This window comes from Catelliglobosispora koreensis DSM 44566 (assembly GCF_000379685.1).
GTDB classification, from domain to species: domain Bacteria; phylum Actinomycetota; class Actinomycetes; order Mycobacteriales; family Micromonosporaceae; genus Catelliglobosispora; species Catelliglobosispora koreensis.
On sequence record NZ_KB903250.1, the window covers coordinates 39113 to 56757 of the forward strand.

Genomic DNA, 17645 nt, shown 5'->3' on the forward strand with positions numbered 1-17645 from the left:
AACAGCATGACGCGGCTTGCCGGGTCGTCAAAACTTCTGCGCGCCATGAATGAAAGCGCCACGCTGGCGCTGTTGCTCGAACGCGGCACCCTTACCCGGGCTGAGCTGCGCGAGCTAACGGGCCTCTCCAAGCCGACCACATCTGATGTGCTCCGGACCCTCACCGACGCGGGCTTCGCGACGGTGATCGGGCACACCAGCGGCGGCCCCGGACCGAACGCGGAAATCTACGCGGTGAACCCCAGCGCCGCACATGTCGTGGCGATATCCGTCCGCGACATCACCGAGACCCCACATCCCGCGTTCGGCGCGGCGTTGTGTGATCTGACGGGGACAGTGCTGGCCCAAGCTGAATACGACAACAGTTCAGGGGACCCGCTCGCTAGCGTGCAGGAGGTCGTGACCGGCCTGTGCGAGCGAGCTGGCCTCGACGCGAGCGTCGTGACACACGTTCAGCTGGCCGTTCCGGGCTCTTACGACGCGAGCAGCGACACGATCCGCCATATCGACGTTTCAGGATGGTCCCGCCCCGGGCTCATCAGCGATCTGGCGACCCGTCTAGAAGCGACGGTGTGGGCTGAAAACGACGTGAACCTGGCCGCGATCGCCGAGCGCCATCGCGGGGTCGGGTCCGGCACTGAAGGTTTCGCCATGCTCTGGCTTGGCGCTGGTCTCGGTTGTGCGATCGACCTCGGCGGCAATTTGCTGCGCGGGGTCTCCGGCGGAGCCGGTGAGATCGGTTATGTCCCGGTAGGACAGTCCGGCAAGGATCTTCAGGACTTTGTCGGCGGTCCGGCCGTTCTTTCACTTGCGGCAGAGCACGGGTTCACAGCGAAGACGGCCGAGGCAGCGGTCGCTAGCGCGGTGTCCCAGCCAGACAGCGGGGCGCGCATGTTCCTCAAGGAACTCGCCGAACGCATCGCTCTTGTTCTGGCCTCAGTCTCGGCCATCCTCGATCCCCCACTGGTCATTCTGGCCGGCGAGGTCGCCCAAGCGGGCGGCAGTGCGCTGCGGGATCTGGTAGCGGAGGCCTTCCATGGAGCCACTCCGTTACGCACCCCGGTCGCCGTTACGTCGCTAACCGACGATGCGGTGTTACTGGGGGCCCTTGATGCCGGTCTGCGTACCGTGCGCGAGTCACTCATCGATTCGTTACGGCACGCGCTGACCCCGGCATAGCACCACACCCCTTTCACCCCTTAGCTAAAGGGAGCCAGCGAATGTATAGAAAACTGGCCGTTGCCGCGGCATTTGCCGGTCTTCTCATGGGCTGCACGCCGTCGGCGAACAACACGCCGATCGAAAACGCAGGCGTTGAGGCCACCGGCGATATCGAGCTTTGGCACTTCTTCACCGACCGGGAAGAAAAAGCGCTCAACGAAATCCTTGAAGACTTCAAGAAGAAGCACCCCAAGGTGAATCTGGTCGCCAAGGGTGGCCAGGATGATGCCAAGACGACTCAGGCGATCGGCGCGGGACAGGGTCCCGACGTAGCGATCAGTTATTCCACCGACATCGTTGGTTCCTTCTGTGCCAAGGGCGCATGGAACGACCTGGCGCCCTACCTCAATCGCGACAAGATTGACTTGGGCAAGTTCCCGCAAGTAGTCCGCTCCTACACGGAGTTCCGTGGCAAGCGCTGTGCGATGCCGTTCCTGGCTGACGCCTACGGTCTCTACTACAACAAGAGCATGGTGACCACGCCACCTAAGACGCTCGCCGAGCTGACGGAACTGGCGAAGAAGCTGACAGTCAAGGACGCCGCGGGCAACTTGCAGAAGGTGGGTTTCCTTCCGCTGTTTGGCTTCTACGAGAACTCTCCGTCACACCTGGCGCCCATGACCGGGGCGAGCTGGCTGAAGTCTGACGGCACGTCAAACATCGGCAGCGACCCGAAGTGGCAGGAGCTCATCAAGTGGCAGAAGGAACTCGTCGACTGGTACGGCTACGAAAAGCTCGAAGCCTTCCGCGCCAGCCTTGGTGACGAGTGGTCAGCTGACAACGCGTTCCACAAAGGACAGGTCGCCATGGCGATCGACGGCGAGTGGCGCATGGCCTTCCTGCGGGACCAGGCCAAGGATGTTCAGTTCGGGGTCGCCCCGATGCCGGTGAGCGACGCGAGCCGCTACGGCGCGGGCTACGTCAGTGGCAGCGTGATCGGTGTGTCTCGGACGTCGAAGAACGCCGAAGCCGCATGGGCACTCATCCGGTACCTGACGACCGACACCAACGCGATCGTCAAGCTCAGCAACGGCATTCGCAACCTGCCGACGACCACCGACGCCCTTGCCAGCAAGGACCTCGTGGTGGACCCGGAGTTCAAGGTGTTCCTTGAGATCTTCAACCACCCCGCGACGGTGACGACCCCGCCCAGCGCGGTGGGCCCGGCCTATCAGGACGAGTTCTCCACATTCCTTCAGGAGTACCAGTCAGGGGCGCAAAAAGACGTCCCCGGTGGACTGGCCAAAGTGGATAGTCAAGTCAACAATCTCATCAAGCTAGCGGGCTAAGGCCAGCATCCATGCCCACGATCACGGGAGGCGCCGGCCGGTATCGCCGGCGCCTCACCCCCTACACGTTCATGATTCCCGCGCTGATCGGCCTCGGCCTGTTCCTGTTCTACCCGCTGCTGTCGTCGATCTGGTTCTCGTTTCACCGCATGCATCTGGTGAACCTGACCCAGCCACCAGATTTCATCGGCCTGGACAACTGGAAGTTCTTCTTCGAAGACCCCAACGTCATCCGGGCGGCTAAGAACACGCTCTGGTTCGTCGTCATCATGGTTCCGATGCGCATCGTTGGCGCACTCATCACGGCACTTCTGCTCAACCAGGCCAAGCGCAGCCGCGGGTTTTACCGCACGCTGTTCTACCTTCCGGCACTTGCCCCGCCGGTCGCGGCGACCGTCGCGTTCGTTCTGCTCCTCAAGCCGGGCACGGGTCCCGTGAACACGTTGCTCGCCAACATCGGGATTGAGGGACCGCTGTGGTTCAACGATCCGCTGTGGGCCAAGCCTTCCCTTGTCCTGCTCGGGCTTTGGGGCATCGGCGACCTGATGATCATCTTCGTGGCGGCTTTGCTGGATGTGCCGGTGGAGCTTCACGAAGCAGCAGCGCTAGACGGTGCCGGGGTGTGGCAACGGTTCCGCTACGTGACGCTGCCGAGCATCTCACCGGTCTTGCAGTTCGCGGCGATCACTGGCGTCATCGGAATGCTGCAATATTTCACCCAGGCCGCGGTGGCCTCGAGTGTCGCCTCCGGCGCGGTGACGGGTGGTGGTGGCATCGCCAATACCTTCGGGTATCCAAGTGGCTCCACCTTCACGTATCCGCTCTACCTATACGTGATCAGCTTCGGCCCACGGGGACTGCTCGGCTACGCCAGCGTGCTGTCAGTCGTGCTGTTCGTTGTCGCGGTTACTTTCACCCTCATTTTGCTCCGTCGCTTTAGGACGTTCCTGCGATGAACCGGCCGTTTCTGATATTCGTCGCCCGCCATAGCGTGACGATCGCCCTGTCGCTGATGTTCCTGGCTCCGCTCGTGTTCCTGTTCCTGACCTCGATGATGACGAGCAATCAGACGTTCACCACCGAGATCTGGCCACAGTCATGGCATCCGGAGAACTACGCGACCGTGTTCGAGAAGGCGCCGCTGTTGCGGTATCTGCTCAACACCGTGATGTATGCCGTGCTCGCGACCATCTTCATGCTGCTGTCCAGTGTGCCGGCCGCCTATGGTCTGGCGAAGCTTCGCTGGCGCGGCCGCAACACCACCATGGTGCTCATCATCTGCCTGATGATGCTGCCGCCTCAGGTCTCGACGATCCCGATGTACCTGTTCTGGGCCAACGCCGGCCTGACCGGGACACTCTGGCCCGCCATCCTGCCGCTGCTAGCCGGGGACGCGTTCGCCATCTTCCTGCTCCGTCAGTTCATGGTGACCATTCCGGACGAGTACTTGGATGCCGCCAAAGTGGACGGTGCGGGTGAGTGGAAGACCATGTTCAAGGTGGTCCTCCCGATGGCCCGTCCCGGCATAGCCGCCGCGGCGATGTTCCAGTTCTTCTACGCCTGGAACGATTACTACTACCCGCTTTTGTACACGAGCGAGAACCAGGACAACTGGACGGTGTCGCTTGGCATCGCCTCGTTCAAGTACGCGCACCACGTGGAATGGGAACTGGTCAGTGCGGCCACGATGATCACCATGATCCCGGTCATCGTCCTGTTCTTCTTCGCTCAGAAGGCCTTCGTGCAAGGTGTCACCCTCACGGGAGTTAAGGGATAGCAATGAAAATCGCGGTAGTGGGCGGTGGGTCCACCTACACCCCGGAGCTTATTGACGGCTTCGGGAAGTTCGGGCAGCTCGCCGAGGTCGCCCTGATTGACCCGGCACAGGAGCGGCTCGCCATCGTGGGTGGGTTCGCCCAGCGCCTGCTGCGCGACCATCCCGCCAAGGTGACGATGACGTCCAATGTGGATGAAGGGCTCGATGGTGCCGACGTTGTCATCATCCAGCTCCGGGTCGGCGGCCAGGCGGCACGCATCAGCGACGAGACGTTCCCGCTGGAGTGTGACTGCATCGGCCAGGAGACGACGGGAGCTGGTGGCCTAGCCAAGGCCCTGCGGACCGTTCCGGTGGTGCTCGACATCGCGGAACGGGCCGCCCGGCTCGCGAACAACGCGTGGATCGTCAACTTCACCAACCCGGTCGGGATCGTCACGCGGGCTCTGCTGGACGCGGGACACAAGGCTGCCGGTCTGTGCAATGTCGCCATCGGCTTTGAGCGCCGCTTCGCGGCCGCCCTCAACGTCTCGCCAGAAGAAGTAACGCTCGACCACGTAGGGCTCAACCATCTCACGTGGGAACAAGCCGTATACGTGAACGGACACGACCGGCTGCCGGAGCTTTTGGCGCCGGCCGCCGAGCTGGTGCAGCTGCCACTTTCGCTTTTGGAAAGGCTCAGCAGCGTACCTTCATATTATTTGAAGTATTTCTATGAACACGATGAGGTGCTGAAAGAGCAAAGAACAGCCCCGTCTCGCGGCGAAAAGGTTGCCGCTATTGAATCTCAGCTCCTCGAGATGTACCAGGACCCAGCGCTCACCCAGAAGCCTGAACTGCTCGGCCAGCGAGGCGGCGCCTTCTACTCCGAAGCGGCAGTGGGGCTTATCGAGTCGCTGACCAACGGCGACAACAGAGTGCACGCGGTGAACGTGCGAAACAATGGCTTCTGGGACTTCCTCGCCGATGACGCCGTCATTGAAGTGAGCTGCCAGGTCAACGCCGAGGGCGCGAAACCACTGCGGGCCTTGCCCATCAAGCCGGAACTCAAGGGCCTCATCGCTAACGTCAGCGCCTACGAGGAGCTCGCGGTGGACGCGGCCATCAACGGCAGCTGGGACAAGGTTTACCGGGCACTGCTGGCGCACCCGTTGATAGCGCAGCACGAAAAGGCCGAACAGCTGACCGGGAAACTGGCCGCTGCCAACTCCGCATACCTGGCATGGGCGAAATGACGTTCTTTCTAGCCATCGACGGCGGCAACTCCAAGACGGATGTCCTCATTGGAGACAGCGACGGGAAGGTGCACGCCTACGTGCGCGGCCCCGGCTCGTCGCCGCAAACCCTTGGGGTGCAACCGGCGCTGCAGTTGCTCGACCGGCTCGTGGCGGCAGCCAAGAAGGACGCTGGCCTGGAGCACGCGACCTTCGCGCGCGCCGAGGTTTACCTAGCGGGCGTGGACCTGCCCGAGGAGGTGGCCACGGTTTCCGTTGCGGTGCAAGACACTGGCTGGGCCAGCGAGTACCGCGTGGACAACGATGTCTTCGCCCTGATGCGGGCGGGCACCGACGAACCCGACGCGATAGCGGTGGTTTGCGGTGCGGGAATCAACTGCGCTGGGCGCCGGTCAGACGGGCAGACGGCCCGTTTTCCCGCGCTCGGCATGCTTTCCGGGGATTGGGGTGGGGGGCAGCACCTTGCTTCGCTCGCGATGTGGCACGCGGCGCGGGCCGAAGACGGCCGTGGCCCGGCAACCGCACTAGAAGCGGCGGTCGCCAGGCATTGTGGCACCGGCACCGTCACCGAAGTCATTACCGGTGTCCACTTGGGAACCATCCCAGCGGCGCGCCTTGATGACTTGAGCAAGGTGCTCTTCGCGGTGGCCGCAACGGGTGACGAGGTCGCCAAACGGGTCGTTGCCCGTCAGGCTATGGAAATAGTTTCACTCGTCACCGTTGCGGCTGACCGCCTCGGGCTGCGTGAGAATCGCTATGCCGTCGTGATGGGCGGTGGTGTGTTGCGGGCGCAACATCCGTTGCTGGACATGGCAATCCGGGAGGGGATCGGTGCTCACTCACCCGGTGCCGTGTTGTCCGTGCTAACCCAGCCGCCCGTCCTCGGTGCGGGTCTATTCGCTTTGGATAGCCTTGGTGCGGGCGTCGCCGCGCACCAGGCGTTGCGCTACTTAGCGGACTTCAGCCAGTTCAGCGCGGCCTTGTGATAGTTCATGGCGAACTCGAGGCTGGCTTCCATCATCTTGTCGCCATCCTTCTTCGCCTCCTTGGCCTGCTCGCGCGCCTCAGCCAGGGCCGTGTTGTGGTAGGCCTCAGCTTCCTTACGCTGCTTCGCGCCACCGAAGGCGGTGCGTAGCGCGTAAGGGTTGCGGACGAGCTCGCGGCCGGGCTCTTCGGTCAGCCAGCGGCTGAACGCGGCCTTGCCCTTGGCCGTGATGGAGTAGGGCTGGCTGGCGCGCTGGCCTTGCTTGCCCGCCTTGACGTATCCCATTTCGGCGAGCACTGGAAGCTCGCGGTAAACCTGGGACCGCGTCATCGACCAGTAAGCGCCGAGGCGCCGTTCCGCGGCAGCCATCAATTGGCCGCCCGTCATCGCGCCGTCGTGCAGGAGACCCAGCACGGCTGCCGCTGTTGCGTTGATATCTGACTCTGCCATGACACCTACGCTACAGCCTTCCAGGGCTCTTGCCAGGATTTCCGCACATTCCGATGTGCACAGTTCGTGTCAGACAGTCCAGAGCCGACAGTCAGTAACGGCTCTGGGCTGTCCGTTTTGTCGCTTTTAGAGCCGGGAGCGAAGATCCCACAACTCGGGGTAAAAGCGTGTCGCGACACGCGAACGGAGGTATGCCCCGCCGCTCGAGCCACCCGTTCCGGACTTCGTGCCGATCTGGCGCTCAGCCATCAGCACATGCCGGGCACGCCACAGCGACCACGCCTGATCGTGCGCGATAAGGGCTTCGGCCAGATCCCATAGCGCGCCATACTTCTCGCGGTCGTGCGCGATGATCACCAGCGCGCTCACCCTGTCCTCTTCGGACGACACGTCAAACCCATGCGTGCCAAGGAGTGCGAGGTATCCGTCCCAAAGGGACGGTTCCTCCAGCCGACGGCGCAAGGCTGCCTGTTCGTCCGGTGTGAGGCCACGGAAACGGTCGAGATAGGTGGGGTCTTTGAGGCCAGAGAGAAATTCGATCTCACGGAACTGCGAGGACTGGAAGCCCGAAGCAGGCGCCAGCTTGTTGCGGAAGACGAGAAAGTCCTGTGGCGTCATGGTGTCGATGACGTCGACCTGATGCACGAGTACCCGCTCAATGGTTTGGCAGCGCTCCAGCCGCACCCGCGGAAGGTAGCTCTCCCCCGCGAGCATGCGGTCGCGGGCATCACTTAGTTCGTGCAGGAGGAGTTTGAACCAAAGCTCGTACGACTGATGGATGGTGATGAACAGCAACTCGTCGTGTGCCTCAGGATCGCTCTCCGGCACCTGCTGTGACAGCAACTCTGGCACGCGCAGATAGCTGTTATAGGTCAGCTGCCCGCCTTGCTCACCGAAGCGGACGAACGAATCTCCCGTGGAACTCATTGGTCGCTCGCAGATTGCATATGCGGATAGGTGTGGTCGACCGGCGGGACGAACGTTTCCTTAATGGTGCGAGGCGACATCCACCGCACGAGGTTCTGCCACGAGCCCGCCTTGTCGTTGGTGCCCGAAGCGCGAGCGCCACCGAAGGGCTGCTGCCCGACCACGGCACCGGTTGGCTTGTCGTTTATATAAAAGTTGCCAGCCGCAAATCGCAACGCCTTCGACAGCTTCTCGATGACGGTCCGCTCGCGGGCGAAGATGGCGCCCGTGAGCGCATAGGGCGCCACGCTTTCGGCCTGCTTCAAGACATCGTCCATTGCGGAGTCTTCGTAGACGTACACCGCGAGGATGGGCCCGAAGTATTCGGTCGTGAAGACTTCGTGCGCCGGGTCGGAGCACTCGACGACGGTCGGCCGCACGAAGTAGCCCTCGCTGTCGTCACACGTGCCGCCGGCGATCACATTGCACACGCTCGATGACTTGATCATCTCCAGCGCCTCGGCGTGCTTCTTGAACGCCCTGTCGTCGATGACCGCGCCGCCAAAATTGGTGAAGTCGGTGACATCGCCATAGGTGAGCGACTCGGCGGTCGCGGCGAGGTGGTCGCGAACGTAGCTGTCCCAAAGGGAGCGCGGGATGTAGGCCCGCGAGGCGGCCGAGCACTTCTGCCCCTGGAACTCGAAGGCGCCGCGGATAAGCGCGGTCACGAGCGCCTGTGGGTCGGCTGAAGCGTGTGCGAAGACGAAGTCCTTACCGCCGGTCTCGCCGACGATGCGGGGGTAGCTGCGGTACCGGGAGATGTTGTTCCCAATCGTGGACCACAGGTGCTGGAAGACCCGCGTCGAGCCGGTGAAGTGGATGCCCGCCAGGTCTGGGTCGGACAGTGCCACGTCTGACACCGCGAGGCCGTCACCGGTCACCATGTTGATCACACCGGGCGGCAGGCCGGCCTCTTCGAACAGCCGCATCGTGAAGTGAGCGGCGAACTGCTGCGTGTGCGCGGGCTTCCAGACGACCGTGTTGCCAAGCAGAGCGGGGGCGGTCGGGAGATTGCCGGCGATGGCGGTGAAGTTGAACGGGGTGATGGCGTAAACGAAGCCTTCAAGCGGGCGGTGATCGAACCGGTTCCAGATGCCCGCACTGGACATCGGCTGCTCCGCCAGGAGCTTGTGGGCGAAGTGGACATTGAACCGCAAAAAGTCGATCAGTTCGCAGGCGGCGTCAATCTCGGCCTGGAAGGCGGTCTTGGACTGCCCGAGCATCGTGGCGCCATTGAGGGTGTCGCGCCAAGGCCCAGCCAGAAGATCCGCTGCTTTCAGGAAGATCGCAGCCCGGTCCTCAAAGGACATATCACGCCAAAGGGGGGCGGCCTCCTTGGCGGCCGTTACCGCAGCAACCGCATCCGCGTTGGTGGCATTGTGGGTGACTCCCAGCACATGCCGGTGCTTGTGGGGCTGGACGACCTTGATCGCCTCGCCACCACCCATACGGTGCTGCCCATCGATAGTCATCGTAAGCTCGGTCTGTTGTGCGGCGAGCTCAATCAAAGTGCGGCGCAGGCTTGCCCGTTCGGGGCTGCCCGGCGCGTATCCGCGCACCGGCTCATTATGTGGTTCCGGCACGGCGACGATGGCGTCCATGAACGATCCTCCAACTGTATTTTTCCCCGCACGAGTAGCTTCGCTCGGCGGCGCATGGCCGTTCGCCGGGGCCTTTCCCCATCCTCGCACGCGTTGATTAGGCTCGACGCGGCAACCGCACTTCCCCTCGCCCACCCCCGGAGGCCACGATGACCGAGCAAGCCACTCTCGCGCCCGCTCAAAGCGAGGCACCGGCCGCCCGCGGCGGATGGCTCGCCTTCGCGGCTGTGGCCTATCTCATCGCCATGCTGAGCATGCTGCGCCAGTTCATCGACTCCGCTAACGCCGACATCGCCCTGGCGACTGCCGCGAGTTCGCTGACGCTCTTCACCCTGGCCGCCATCGTGGCCGGGGCCGCGATGGGCGCCTGGTCCACCTCACGCTTTCCCAACCTTTCCGGGGGTACTAGGTACGCCGTCCCCGTCGTGGCCGGTGTCCTGACTGGAGCGGTGGCCGGGGCAGCCGTGCTTCTGGTGCGGGGCATGCCAACCGGGGCCATGTGGACCCTCGCGCTGATTCTTGGGCTCTGCGGAGCGGTGGGTGGCGCGCTGAGCCTGCTGCGCCCAGCCGCTGTGGTCCGGGCCGGGACGACCGCCACACTGACCGCGTTGGTGTGCTTCAGCGTGCTGCAGATCTTCTCCAGCCCGCTGCTGCGGTTCTTTGGCGCTGACGGCACTGTCGCGGGCAACGAGTCGGCCAACGGCTATCTGCGCATCACCCAGGCGATGCTCATGGGAATCCTGGGCGGGCTCTTCGCCTTCTGGGTCATGCGCCGCGAGGGCATGACACGCTGGCAGCTGTTCTTGCTCGCCGGGGGCATGCCGGGTCTGGTGTGGATCCTGGGCGACGTCTTCACCCGCCTTGGCACGGCGAAGCTGCTAACCCTTGCCAGCAATGACGCCCTGGGCGACCGGATCATTCAGCACAGCCTGGGCGGCGGGCGCATCGTGACCGGGATGCTGCTGTTCTTCCTGGGCTCGATCACGGCCATCATCGCGCTCGGCCGCACGATGCCTAAGAAAGCAGATCGTTGAGTTCCTCTGGCGCATACCAAAGCAGTTCGTGATCCTCGGCTGAGTCCACCGTGAACTGAGCGTCCGGGTCTCCGGCCGCTGCGGCATCCACGGCTTCGGCCGCCGCCGCGACGTCAGTTTCGGCCTCGGCCGCGTCGATGTGGATGGCAGCCACCGCATTGAGCGGGATCGGGTAGGCCAACTGCACCGCGCTCGTGCCTAGATCCTGATTCACCACGGTCACGACATTAGGGACCACGTCAGCGGAGATGACTACCCGGCGGCGGGGCGCCTCGTGGTCAGAGTGCAAGAGCCGCAACGCTTCCTGTGCCGCACGGGTGAACGCGACGTATTCGAGCTCTTCGTCGTCGCCTTCGGCGTACCACTCCCGCAGCGCCGGCGTGACGGCATGCGCGGCGACGCCTGGCTGACTGATCTCGGCCGCTTCCCGCAGCTGAGCGAGGTGTGCCGTGGTCGCCGGCAGGTACACGCGCATCATGGCTGACAGTCTCGCACGCAGGTGTACCTGCGCCGCCGTAGGTGGCAAACTAATCCAAACAGCGTCAAGCGAAAGATTATGTGGATGGATGAGCCTCGTTTCCTCACCCTCGAGCAGGTCGCCGAGGAGCTAAGCACCTCGGCCGCGCAGATCTATGCCCTCGTGCGCCGGGGTGAGCTGGTCGCGATTCGCTTGGGCGGCAGGGGCCAGTGGCGCGTGGAGCGCTCCAAATTGGAGGATTTCATCGCCCAGCTCTACACCGATACGGAGCGTTATGTGCGGGAGAACCCATTGACGGGTGCCGAGGAGTGAGGCAAACTTTGTCAAACTGAAGCAAACTCAAGGTTCGGGGGTCTTTGATGTCGGCTGTCACCCACGCCCCTCCCGCGATGATCCGCCTGCACCGGGCGCCGCTGCTGGATCCCCCGTTCGACGATGAGCTCAGTCCCCAGACTTACCGCCCCGAGCCGGTCGATGAGCGGTTCGTCTTGCCGCCTTCCGCGCTCGCGGGCGCCTCGCCCGAGGCACACCAGGCGTGCTTGCGGTTCCTCAACTTCGGCCTAGAAGTGCTCAACGGCTTTCGCACCCCGGCACAGCTGCGCCAGCTGATCGAGCCGGAAACCAGCTTCGTGGTGCTGGAAGAGCTGACCCGTGTCATGCACCTGGCCACCGAAATGCGCCGCCGCACCAACGACAGCAAGCTTCGCCGCAGCACCCTGCGCGTCTGCGAACCCATAACCGGCGCAGCCGAAGCCGCCGCCGTCCTCGCTTCCCCCACCCGCACCTTCGCCGTCGCCTACCGACTAGAAAAGCGCACCCCCAGTTGGAAGTGCGCCTTTCTCAAGTTCTTGCTCTAAACCTCGGTGGCCCGCTCAGGCGTCAATCCGGCAAGCAACGAGAAGGCGCCGTTTACTTTGGTAAACAAGTCTTTTCGTTGCGCAGTCCGGTTGGCGTCTGAGCGGGTCCTCACTCAGTCGCCCCGTGGCAGCGCTTGTATTTCTTACCTGAACCACAGGGGCAGGGTGCGTTGCGGGAAGCTGGTGCGGCGACCTGACCCACGGGCGGCGCGTTGCGGGCCTGCTGTGAGCGGGCCTTGCCGTGCGGGGAAGGCTTGCGGCCCTGGCTCGCCGCGGTCTTGGAGGCGGTGCCACCGCCGCCGAGGCCTAGCGCTGAGCCTTGCTGGACCTGAGCCGTGCCGTCGACCGAGGGCGAGGTGTATTGCAGCGCACGGGATTGCTGCTGCCCGAACCCCTTGGCCTTAACCTCCACAGCGGACTCCTGCTGCGGCAGGGCGACCCCTTCGGCGGCTGGCTGCGGCTCGGCTTCGGTCACCTGAACGGTCGCGTTGTAGAGGTAGCCAACGGCTTCTTCCTTGATGCCGTCCATCATCTGGGCGAACATGTCGAAGCCTTCGCGCTGATACTCGACCAGCGGGTCCTTCTGCGCATAGGCCCGCAGGCTGATGCCCTCTTGCAGATAGTCCATCTCGTAGAGGTGCTCACGCCACTTGCGGTCGATCACGTGCAGGAGGACCTGGCGCTCCAGGACACGCATCGCGTCGGGGTGCGGCATGGACTCTTCACGCTTCTTGTAAGCGTCGTGCGCGTCCTGCTTGAGCCGCTCGACAAGGAAGTCGACATCCCACGTGGTCCTCGGGGAGCCTGACTCTTCCTCAAGCTCTTCGATGGTCATGCCCACTGGGTAGAGCTGCTTGAGGTTGGTCCACAGCTGCTCGAAATCCCAGTCCTCGGCGTGCAGACTGCCGCTGCCGACGGTTCCACCTTGGACATAGGCGGTCACGACGTCGTCAATCATGCCTTCGATTTGATCGTTGAGGTCTTCACCGTTGAGGACGCGCTTGCGCTCGGCATAAACCACCTGGCGCTGCTTGTTCATGACCTCGTCGTACTTGAGGACGTTCTTGCGGATTTCCGCGTTCTGCGCCTCGATCTGGGTCTGCGCGTTCTTGATCTGCTTGCTGACCATCTTGGATTCGATCGGCACGTCCTCAGGGATGTTGAGCCGGTCCATGACCGCCTCGACAGCACCGGAACGGAACCGCCGCATCAGATCGTCCTGAAGGGACAGATAGAACCGCGACTCACCCGGATCGCCCTGACGGCCCGACCGTCCACGGAGCTGGTTGTCGATGCGACGGCTCTCGTGGCGTTCCGTTCCGAGGACGTAGAGGCCACCGGCGGCGGCCACTTCCTCAGCCTCGGCGGCGCACTTTTCTTCCCACTCGGGCAGGATCTCTTCGAGTTCCTTGTAGTAGGCGTCGCCGTGTTCCTCTTCGGTCACCCCACGCTGGCGCAGCTCTGCCGCGGCGAGGAACTCGGGGTTTCCGCCAAGGAGAATGTCGGTTCCACGGCCGGCCATGTTCGTGGCCACCGTGACGCCGCCCTTACGCCCCGCCTGGGCGATGATCTCCGCCTCACGCGCGTGGTACTTAGCGTTGAGGACGTTGTGCGCGACACCCTTGCGGCGCAACAGCTGCGACAGGATCTCCGAGTTCTCCACCGACACGGTGCCGACGAGCACCGGCTGGCCCTGGGCGTGACGCTCGGCGATGTCTTCGACGACGGCCTGGAACTTAGCCTTCTCGCTCTTGTAAATGACGTCTGACTTGTCCATGCGGATCATCGGACGGTGGGTCGGGATGGACAGCACACCGACCTTGTAGACCTTGTTGAACTCAGCGGCCTCGGTCTGCGCCGTACCGGTCATGCCGGAAAGCTTGTCGTAGAGGCGGAAGTAGTTCTGCAGGGTGATCGTGGCAAGAGTCTGGTTCTCCTGCTTGATCTCCACGCCTTCCTTCGCCTCGATGGCCTGGTGCATGCCTTCGTTGTAGCGGCGACCGTGCAGGATGCGGCCGGTGAACTCGTCGACGATCAGGACCTCGCCGTCGGAGACGATGTAGTCCTTGTCGCGCTTGTAGAGCTCCTTGGCCTTGATCGCGTTGTTCAGGTAACCAACGAGCGGGGTGTTCACCGACTCGTAGAGGTTTTCGATGCCCAGCCGGTCTTCGACCTTGGCGACACCGCGCTCGGTGACCGAGACGGTCCGCTTGGACTCGTCAACCTCGTAGTCACCCGCGCCGTCCTTGCCCTTTTCCAGCCGGGAAATGATCTTCGCGAACTCCGCGTACCACCGGGCTGACTGCTCGGCGGGGCCGGAAATGATCAGCGGCGTCCGGGCCTCGTCGATCAGGATCGAGTCGACCTCGTCCACGATGGCGAAGTTGTGCCCGCGCTGCACCATGTCCTCGGCCTGCCACGCCATGTTGTCGCGCAGGTAGTCGAAGCCGAACTCGTTGTTCGTGCCGTAGGTGATGTCGCACTCGTAGGCGGCTTTGTGCTCAGCCGACGGACGGTTGGGCAGCACCACGCCCACACTCAAGCCCAGGAAGCGGTGGATACGGCCCATCCACTCCGCGTCACGCTGGGCGAGGTAGTCGTTCACCGTGATCACGTGCACGCCATTGCCGGACAGCGCGTTCAGGTAGGCCGGGAGGGTCGACACGAGGGTCTTACCTTCACCGGTCTTCATCTCGGCGATGTTGCCGAAGTGAAGCGCCGCGCCACCCATGAGCTGCACGTCATAGTGACGTTTGTGCAGCGTGCGCTTGGAGGCTTCACGAACCGTGGCGAACGCCTCAGGGAGCAGGTCGTCTAGCGTTTCGCCGTCGGTATAGCGCTCCTTGTATTGATCAGTTAGCGCACGCAGCTCAGCATCAGTGAGATCGACATAATTGTCTTCGATGGAATTGACCGCCTTGGCGATAGCCTCAAGGCGGCGCAGCATCCGACCTTCACCGGCGCGAAGGATCTTCTCAAAAAACGACACGGGTTCGCTCCCCTAAAAAGTTAACGGCCCCATCGTAGGCGCTGAAACCGGCAACCCACACCCCCGGGCTGAAGATCTCGGGCGAAACCGGGCAAAATAACAGCTTGTTCAGTATGGCAGGGTGAAGCCATGAAGCTCACCCCGGAGCCGGTTGCTGGCGCAGGCATCGTGCTGCGCCCGTGGGAGTTGGCCGACGCCGACATCCTGCCCAGCCTTTGCAATGATCCGCTCATACAGCGATTCATGCCGCTGTTTCCCAGCCCGTATACAGCCGAAGACGCGCTGATGTGGGTGACCCAAGGGTCGGCGTGGAGCGATACCGGAGTCGCATTTGCGATCACCGATGAAAAATCCGGGGAAATTCTTGGGGGTACCGGGCTGAGCTCCCTGCACTGGACAAGATCCATGGCCGAGATCGGTTACTGGGTCGCCGCCTCGGCTCGTGGCCGCGGCGTCGCTAAGGCGACAGTCGCCGCCCTCAGCCAATGGGCTTACAGCAAGGGCTTTTACCGGCTCGAACTACTTGCGGCGAAAGACAATCCGGCCAGTCAGCGGGTGGCCCTGGCCTCGGGCTTCCGGCGCGAAGGCGTGCGTTCGAAGATCGCGCCCGACCGCGAAGGCAACCGGCGCGACCTGGTGGCGTTCGTTCGGATGCGCGATGACGCCCCTGGCCCGGTGCGCCGCCTGCTGCCTGACTTCCCCGGTGGGGTGCTGACCGATGGCGTCGTGAACGTGCGCCCCCTGCGGCCCACCGATGTGGACGACTACCTGGCGATCTATGAGCTGCCCGAGGTGGCGGAGTCCACCATCGGTGGCGAGATGACTTCCGACGAGGCTTACCGCAAGTGTCACACGGCCGAGTCGGCATGGCTGTCTGGCGATGTCGCGGAGTGCGTGATCGAGGACGCCGCGACCGGGGCGTTCGCCGGGGAGATCTCGTTGCGTTACTGGCAGCCCATGCTGGGCGAAGCGCTGATCGGCTACTCGTTGCGCCCGGAGTTTCGCGGGCGAGGTTTGATGACCCGTGCCGTAGACCTGCTGAGCACGTGGGCGTTCCGTGATGCGGGCATCGTGCGGGTGAAGGCCGGAACGTTCCGCGAAAACGACGCGTCGCGTGCCGTCTTGACGCGAGCCGGTTTCACGTGGGAGGCGGAAGCCCGGGCATTTCTGCCCGGGCCAGACGGTACGCGAATTGATGACATTCAGTATGTGCGGGTGTCCCCCGATTACCAGGCGAGTGTCAGCAAGCCGTAGTCATAAGCCTTGCGGCGGTAGACGACGCTCGGACGGCCGGAATCCTTGTCGTGGAACAGGTAAAAGTCGTGTCCAACGAGCTCCATCTGATAGAGGGCGTCGTCTACAGTCATCGGCTCGCCGGAGAATTCCTTCTCCCGCACGATGTGCCAAGGCGCGTCGGGATCTTGTTCATCAAGCACGCTCACCGGGCCACGCGAGCCATTTGCCGTCTGAGGCATAGCTTCCGCGGGCCTGGGCTGTTCGAAGAGAGCTAGCTTCGCGGTTGCCTCCCCCACCGAAATCGGCGCACGGCGTCCACGATGGACGCGGCGCCGGTCGGCTACCTTGCGCAGCTGACCGTCTAATTTGCCTATTGCCAGGTCAAGAGCGGTATAGAAGTCGCTCGCGGCGGCGGCGGCGCGCACAATGGGGCCCCGGCTCAAGCAAGTGATCTCGACTCGCTGGCAGCTATCACTCTGCCGCGGATTGCGCTCATGAAATAACTCGACGTCGATCCGAATGATTTTCTGGTCGTAGCGCTCGACTTTCTCAAGCTTCTCAGCCACATGAACCCGGTAGTGATCTGGGACCTCGACGTTACGGCCTTTGACGACGATTTCCACGCCTGACCTCCACAGTCTGTTACAAGCGGTTTAGGCGTCCACCCTGCCCCACTCATAGGGCGTGATCGATCTAGCCCCTTCCCTGCTCACATCAGGTGGTTGGCTTCTGACGCTAGCCGTTCTTAAGCCTCTCGTCACCCCTTGTCCCAAGAGAGTTTCCACGAGATTCGCCCGATCGGTACCTCAAGTGATCAAGCCGGGCAAACGGCGGCGTGTCGCGGCCAGAGTGGCGCACGCGGCGACGGAAATTCCCGATGCCGCAAGCACTTGCGCCGCTGCCGCGAGCGTCGAACCGGTCGTCATGATGTCATCGGCGAGCACTACGGCTGCCTGTCCAGCAAGGTCACGTGTTCTTGCTATGCCCCGCTGACGGACCACGAAACGTTCTTGAGCGAGTTCCGCTCGCTGAATCTGCGTCAGCCCGGCCGAGTCGGCCACGGCGGGCCTGGCTGTCAGGGCACGGGAAGCTGCGGCGAAGCGACCGGAATCGCGTAAACGAGCGGCGGCGAGCGTCGCGAGACGGCGCATGTGATCCCCGTGACGTTGGCGCGCCGCGGCCGCTGTGTCCGGCACATAGAGCAACAGCACCGGCACTCGCGGTGGCACAGCTGCCACGACCGCCTCAGCGAGCAGGCCGCCCAGCGGCCGCCCGAGCCGGTGCCGCCCCCGATCTTTGAAGCCTATGATCAGCTCCCGCAAGACGCCGCCATATTCGCCAAGAGTCACCGTCGGGGGCAATCCCTCCGGAGCCGGATCTGGCCGGGCGCTCATGGGCTCCAGACGCTCCACAAGGCGAACGCATGGCGGGCACACGCCATAGTTCAGGTCTGGACTATCGCCACCACAGCCGGCACACGCAGCGGGCAGCACGAGATCAGCGAGCGCCTGCACCAACCCGGCCAACGCC

17 protein-coding genes are annotated in these 17645 nt (G+C 63.5%); 10 read left to right on the forward strand and 7 right to left on the reverse strand.

The annotated features are described in order from the left end of the window. Positions 1-6 precede the first annotated feature (6 nt). From A3E1_RS0107285 to A3E1_RS0107310, 6 genes are read left to right on the forward strand one after another with little or no spacing between them, the layout of a single operon-like run. Positions 7-1179: an ROK family transcriptional regulator gene (locus A3E1_RS0107285; protein ID WP_020520092.1), complete on the forward strand. Its 1173-nt coding sequence runs from the start codon at positions 7-9 to the stop codon at positions 1177-1179. Between the two features lie 41 nt (positions 1180-1220). After that, positions 1221-2510, forward strand: a complete 1290-nt coding sequence (locus A3E1_RS0107290) for an ABC transporter substrate-binding protein (RefSeq protein ID WP_040390625.1) — start codon at positions 1221-1223, stop codon at positions 2508-2510. 11 nt (positions 2511-2521) lie between these two features. Beyond that, complete coding sequence (locus tag A3E1_RS0107295; protein ID WP_020520094.1) at positions 2522-3466, forward strand: carbohydrate ABC transporter permease; 945 nt, start codon at positions 2522-2524, stop codon at positions 3464-3466. Beyond that, a complete protein-coding gene (locus tag A3E1_RS0107300; protein ID WP_020520095.1) occupies positions 3463-4287 on the forward strand; it encodes a carbohydrate ABC transporter permease in 825 nt (274 codons plus the stop codon). Before A3E1_RS0107295 ends, A3E1_RS0107300 begins: the two co-directional genes overlap by 4 nt. Before the next feature lie 2 nt (positions 4288-4289). Continuing rightward, positions 4290-5519 (forward strand): 6-phospho-beta-glucosidase, encoded by a 1230-nt coding sequence (locus A3E1_RS0107305; RefSeq protein ID WP_020520096.1) that lies wholly within the window; start codon positions 4290-4292, stop codon positions 5517-5519. Beyond that, the gene (locus tag A3E1_RS0107310; protein ID WP_157631385.1) at positions 5516-6505 is read left to right on the forward strand and encodes an N-acetylglucosamine kinase; all 990 of its coding nucleotides are present in this window, start codon (positions 5516-5518) and stop codon (positions 6503-6505) included. Before A3E1_RS0107305 ends, A3E1_RS0107310 begins: the two co-directional genes overlap by 4 nt. Here A3E1_RS0107310 and A3E1_RS0107315 read toward each other — a convergent pair. The 3 genes from A3E1_RS0107315 to pruA all read right to left on the reverse strand — a co-directional run bounded on the left by A3E1_RS0107315 (position 6466) and on the right by pruA (position 9521). Continuing rightward, positions 6466-6954: a PadR family transcriptional regulator gene (locus A3E1_RS0107315; protein ID WP_020520098.1), complete on the reverse strand. Its 489-nt coding sequence runs from the start codon at positions 6952-6954 to the stop codon at positions 6466-6468. The genes A3E1_RS0107310 and A3E1_RS0107315 overlap by 40 nt on opposite strands. Before the next feature lie 126 nt (positions 6955-7080). Next, positions 7081-7881, reverse strand: a complete 801-nt coding sequence (locus A3E1_RS0107320; protein ID WP_020520099.1) for a tryptophan 2,3-dioxygenase family protein — start codon at positions 7879-7881, stop codon at positions 7081-7083. Then, entirely contained in the window at positions 7878-9521 is a 1644-nt protein-coding gene (pruA, locus tag A3E1_RS0107325) for an L-glutamate gamma-semialdehyde dehydrogenase (protein ID WP_020520100.1), read from the reverse strand. Before pruA ends, A3E1_RS0107320 begins: the two co-directional genes overlap by 4 nt. Before the next feature lie 149 nt (positions 9522-9670). On the opposite strand from pruA, the gene A3E1_RS0107330 reads away from it, so the two are divergent. Then, positions 9671-10555: a hypothetical protein gene (locus A3E1_RS0107330; RefSeq protein WP_020520101.1), complete on the forward strand. Its 885-nt coding sequence runs from the start codon at positions 9671-9673 to the stop codon at positions 10553-10555. Here A3E1_RS0107330 and A3E1_RS0107335 read toward each other — a convergent pair. Next, complete coding sequence (locus A3E1_RS0107335; RefSeq protein ID WP_020520102.1) at positions 10536-11033, reverse strand: DUF6912 family protein; 498 nt, start codon at positions 11031-11033, stop codon at positions 10536-10538. The genes A3E1_RS0107330 and A3E1_RS0107335 overlap by 20 nt on opposite strands. An 84-nt stretch (positions 11034-11117) precedes the next feature. On the opposite strand from A3E1_RS0107335, the gene A3E1_RS0107340 reads away from it, so the two are divergent. After that, a complete protein-coding gene (locus A3E1_RS0107340) occupies positions 11118-11345 on the forward strand; it encodes a helix-turn-helix transcriptional regulator (RefSeq protein ID WP_026208190.1) in 228 nt (75 codons plus the stop codon). 47 nt (positions 11346-11392) lie between these two features. After that, complete coding sequence (locus A3E1_RS0107345) at positions 11393-11890, forward strand: Rv3235 family protein (RefSeq protein ID WP_020520104.1); 498 nt, start codon at positions 11393-11395, stop codon at positions 11888-11890. Positions 11891-11999: 109 nt separating this feature from the next. Here the strand turns inward: A3E1_RS0107345 and secA are convergent, their stop codons facing one another. Then, entirely contained in the window at positions 12000-14879 is a 2880-nt protein-coding gene (gene secA, locus A3E1_RS0107350) for a preprotein translocase subunit SecA (RefSeq protein WP_020520105.1), read from the reverse strand. A gap of 129 nt (positions 14880-15008) precedes the next feature. Between secA and A3E1_RS0107355 the strand changes: the two genes are divergently transcribed. Continuing rightward, on the forward strand, positions 15009-16133 hold the full coding sequence (locus A3E1_RS0107355) for a GNAT family N-acetyltransferase (RefSeq protein ID WP_020520106.1): 1125 nt from the start codon (positions 15009-15011) through the stop codon (positions 16131-16133). Here the strand turns inward: A3E1_RS0107355 and hpf are convergent. Continuing rightward, on the reverse strand, positions 16106-16738 hold the full coding sequence (hpf, locus tag A3E1_RS0107360) for a ribosome hibernation-promoting factor, HPF/YfiA family (RefSeq protein WP_020520107.1): 633 nt from the start codon (positions 16736-16738) through the stop codon (positions 16106-16108). The two genes, A3E1_RS0107355 and hpf, sit on opposite strands and share 28 nt — an antisense overlap. Positions 16739-16921: 183 nt before the next feature. Next, complete coding sequence (locus A3E1_RS0107365; protein WP_040390626.1) at positions 16922-17641, reverse strand: ComF family protein; 720 nt, start codon at positions 17639-17641, stop codon at positions 16922-16924. Positions 17642-17645 lie beyond the last annotated feature (4 nt).

Coding starts and splice junctions, on each gene's coding strand:
- A3E1_RS0107285 (WP_020520092.1), top strand. CDS start 7: ATGACGCGGCTTGCCGGGTCGTCAAAACTTCTGCGCGCCATGAATGAA.
- A3E1_RS0107290 (WP_040390625.1), top strand. CDS start 1,221: ATGTATAGAAAACTGGCCGTTGCCGCGGCATTTGCCGGTCTTCTCATG.
- A3E1_RS0107295 (WP_020520094.1), top strand. CDS start 2,522: ATGCCCACGATCACGGGAGGCGCCGGCCGGTATCGCCGGCGCCTCACC.
- A3E1_RS0107300 (WP_020520095.1), top strand. CDS start 3,463: ATGAACCGGCCGTTTCTGATATTCGTCGCCCGCCATAGCGTGACGATC.
- A3E1_RS0107305 (WP_020520096.1), top strand. CDS start 4,290: ATGAAAATCGCGGTAGTGGGCGGTGGGTCCACCTACACCCCGGAGCTT.
- A3E1_RS0107310 (WP_157631385.1), top strand. CDS start 5,516: ATGACGTTCTTTCTAGCCATCGACGGCGGCAACTCCAAGACGGATGTC.
- A3E1_RS0107315 (WP_020520098.1), bottom strand. CDS start 6,954: ATGGCAGAGTCAGATATCAACGCAACAGCGGCAGCCGTGCTGGGTCTC.
- A3E1_RS0107320 (WP_020520099.1), bottom strand. CDS start 7,881: ATGAGTTCCACGGGAGATTCGTTCGTCCGCTTCGGTGAGCAAGGCGGG.
- pruA (WP_020520100.1), bottom strand. CDS start 9,521: ATGGACGCCATCGTCGCCGTGCCGGAACCACATAATGAGCCGGTGCGC.
- A3E1_RS0107330 (WP_020520101.1), top strand. CDS start 9,671: ATGACCGAGCAAGCCACTCTCGCGCCCGCTCAAAGCGAGGCACCGGCC.
- A3E1_RS0107335 (WP_020520102.1), bottom strand. CDS start 11,033: ATGATGCGCGTGTACCTGCCGGCGACCACGGCACACCTCGCTCAGCTG.
- A3E1_RS0107340 (WP_026208190.1), top strand. CDS start 11,118: ATGGATGAGCCTCGTTTCCTCACCCTCGAGCAGGTCGCCGAGGAGCTA.
- A3E1_RS0107345 (WP_020520104.1), top strand. CDS start 11,393: ATGTCGGCTGTCACCCACGCCCCTCCCGCGATGATCCGCCTGCACCGG.
- A3E1_RS0107355 (WP_020520106.1), top strand. CDS start 15,009: ATGAAGCTCACCCCGGAGCCGGTTGCTGGCGCAGGCATCGTGCTGCGC.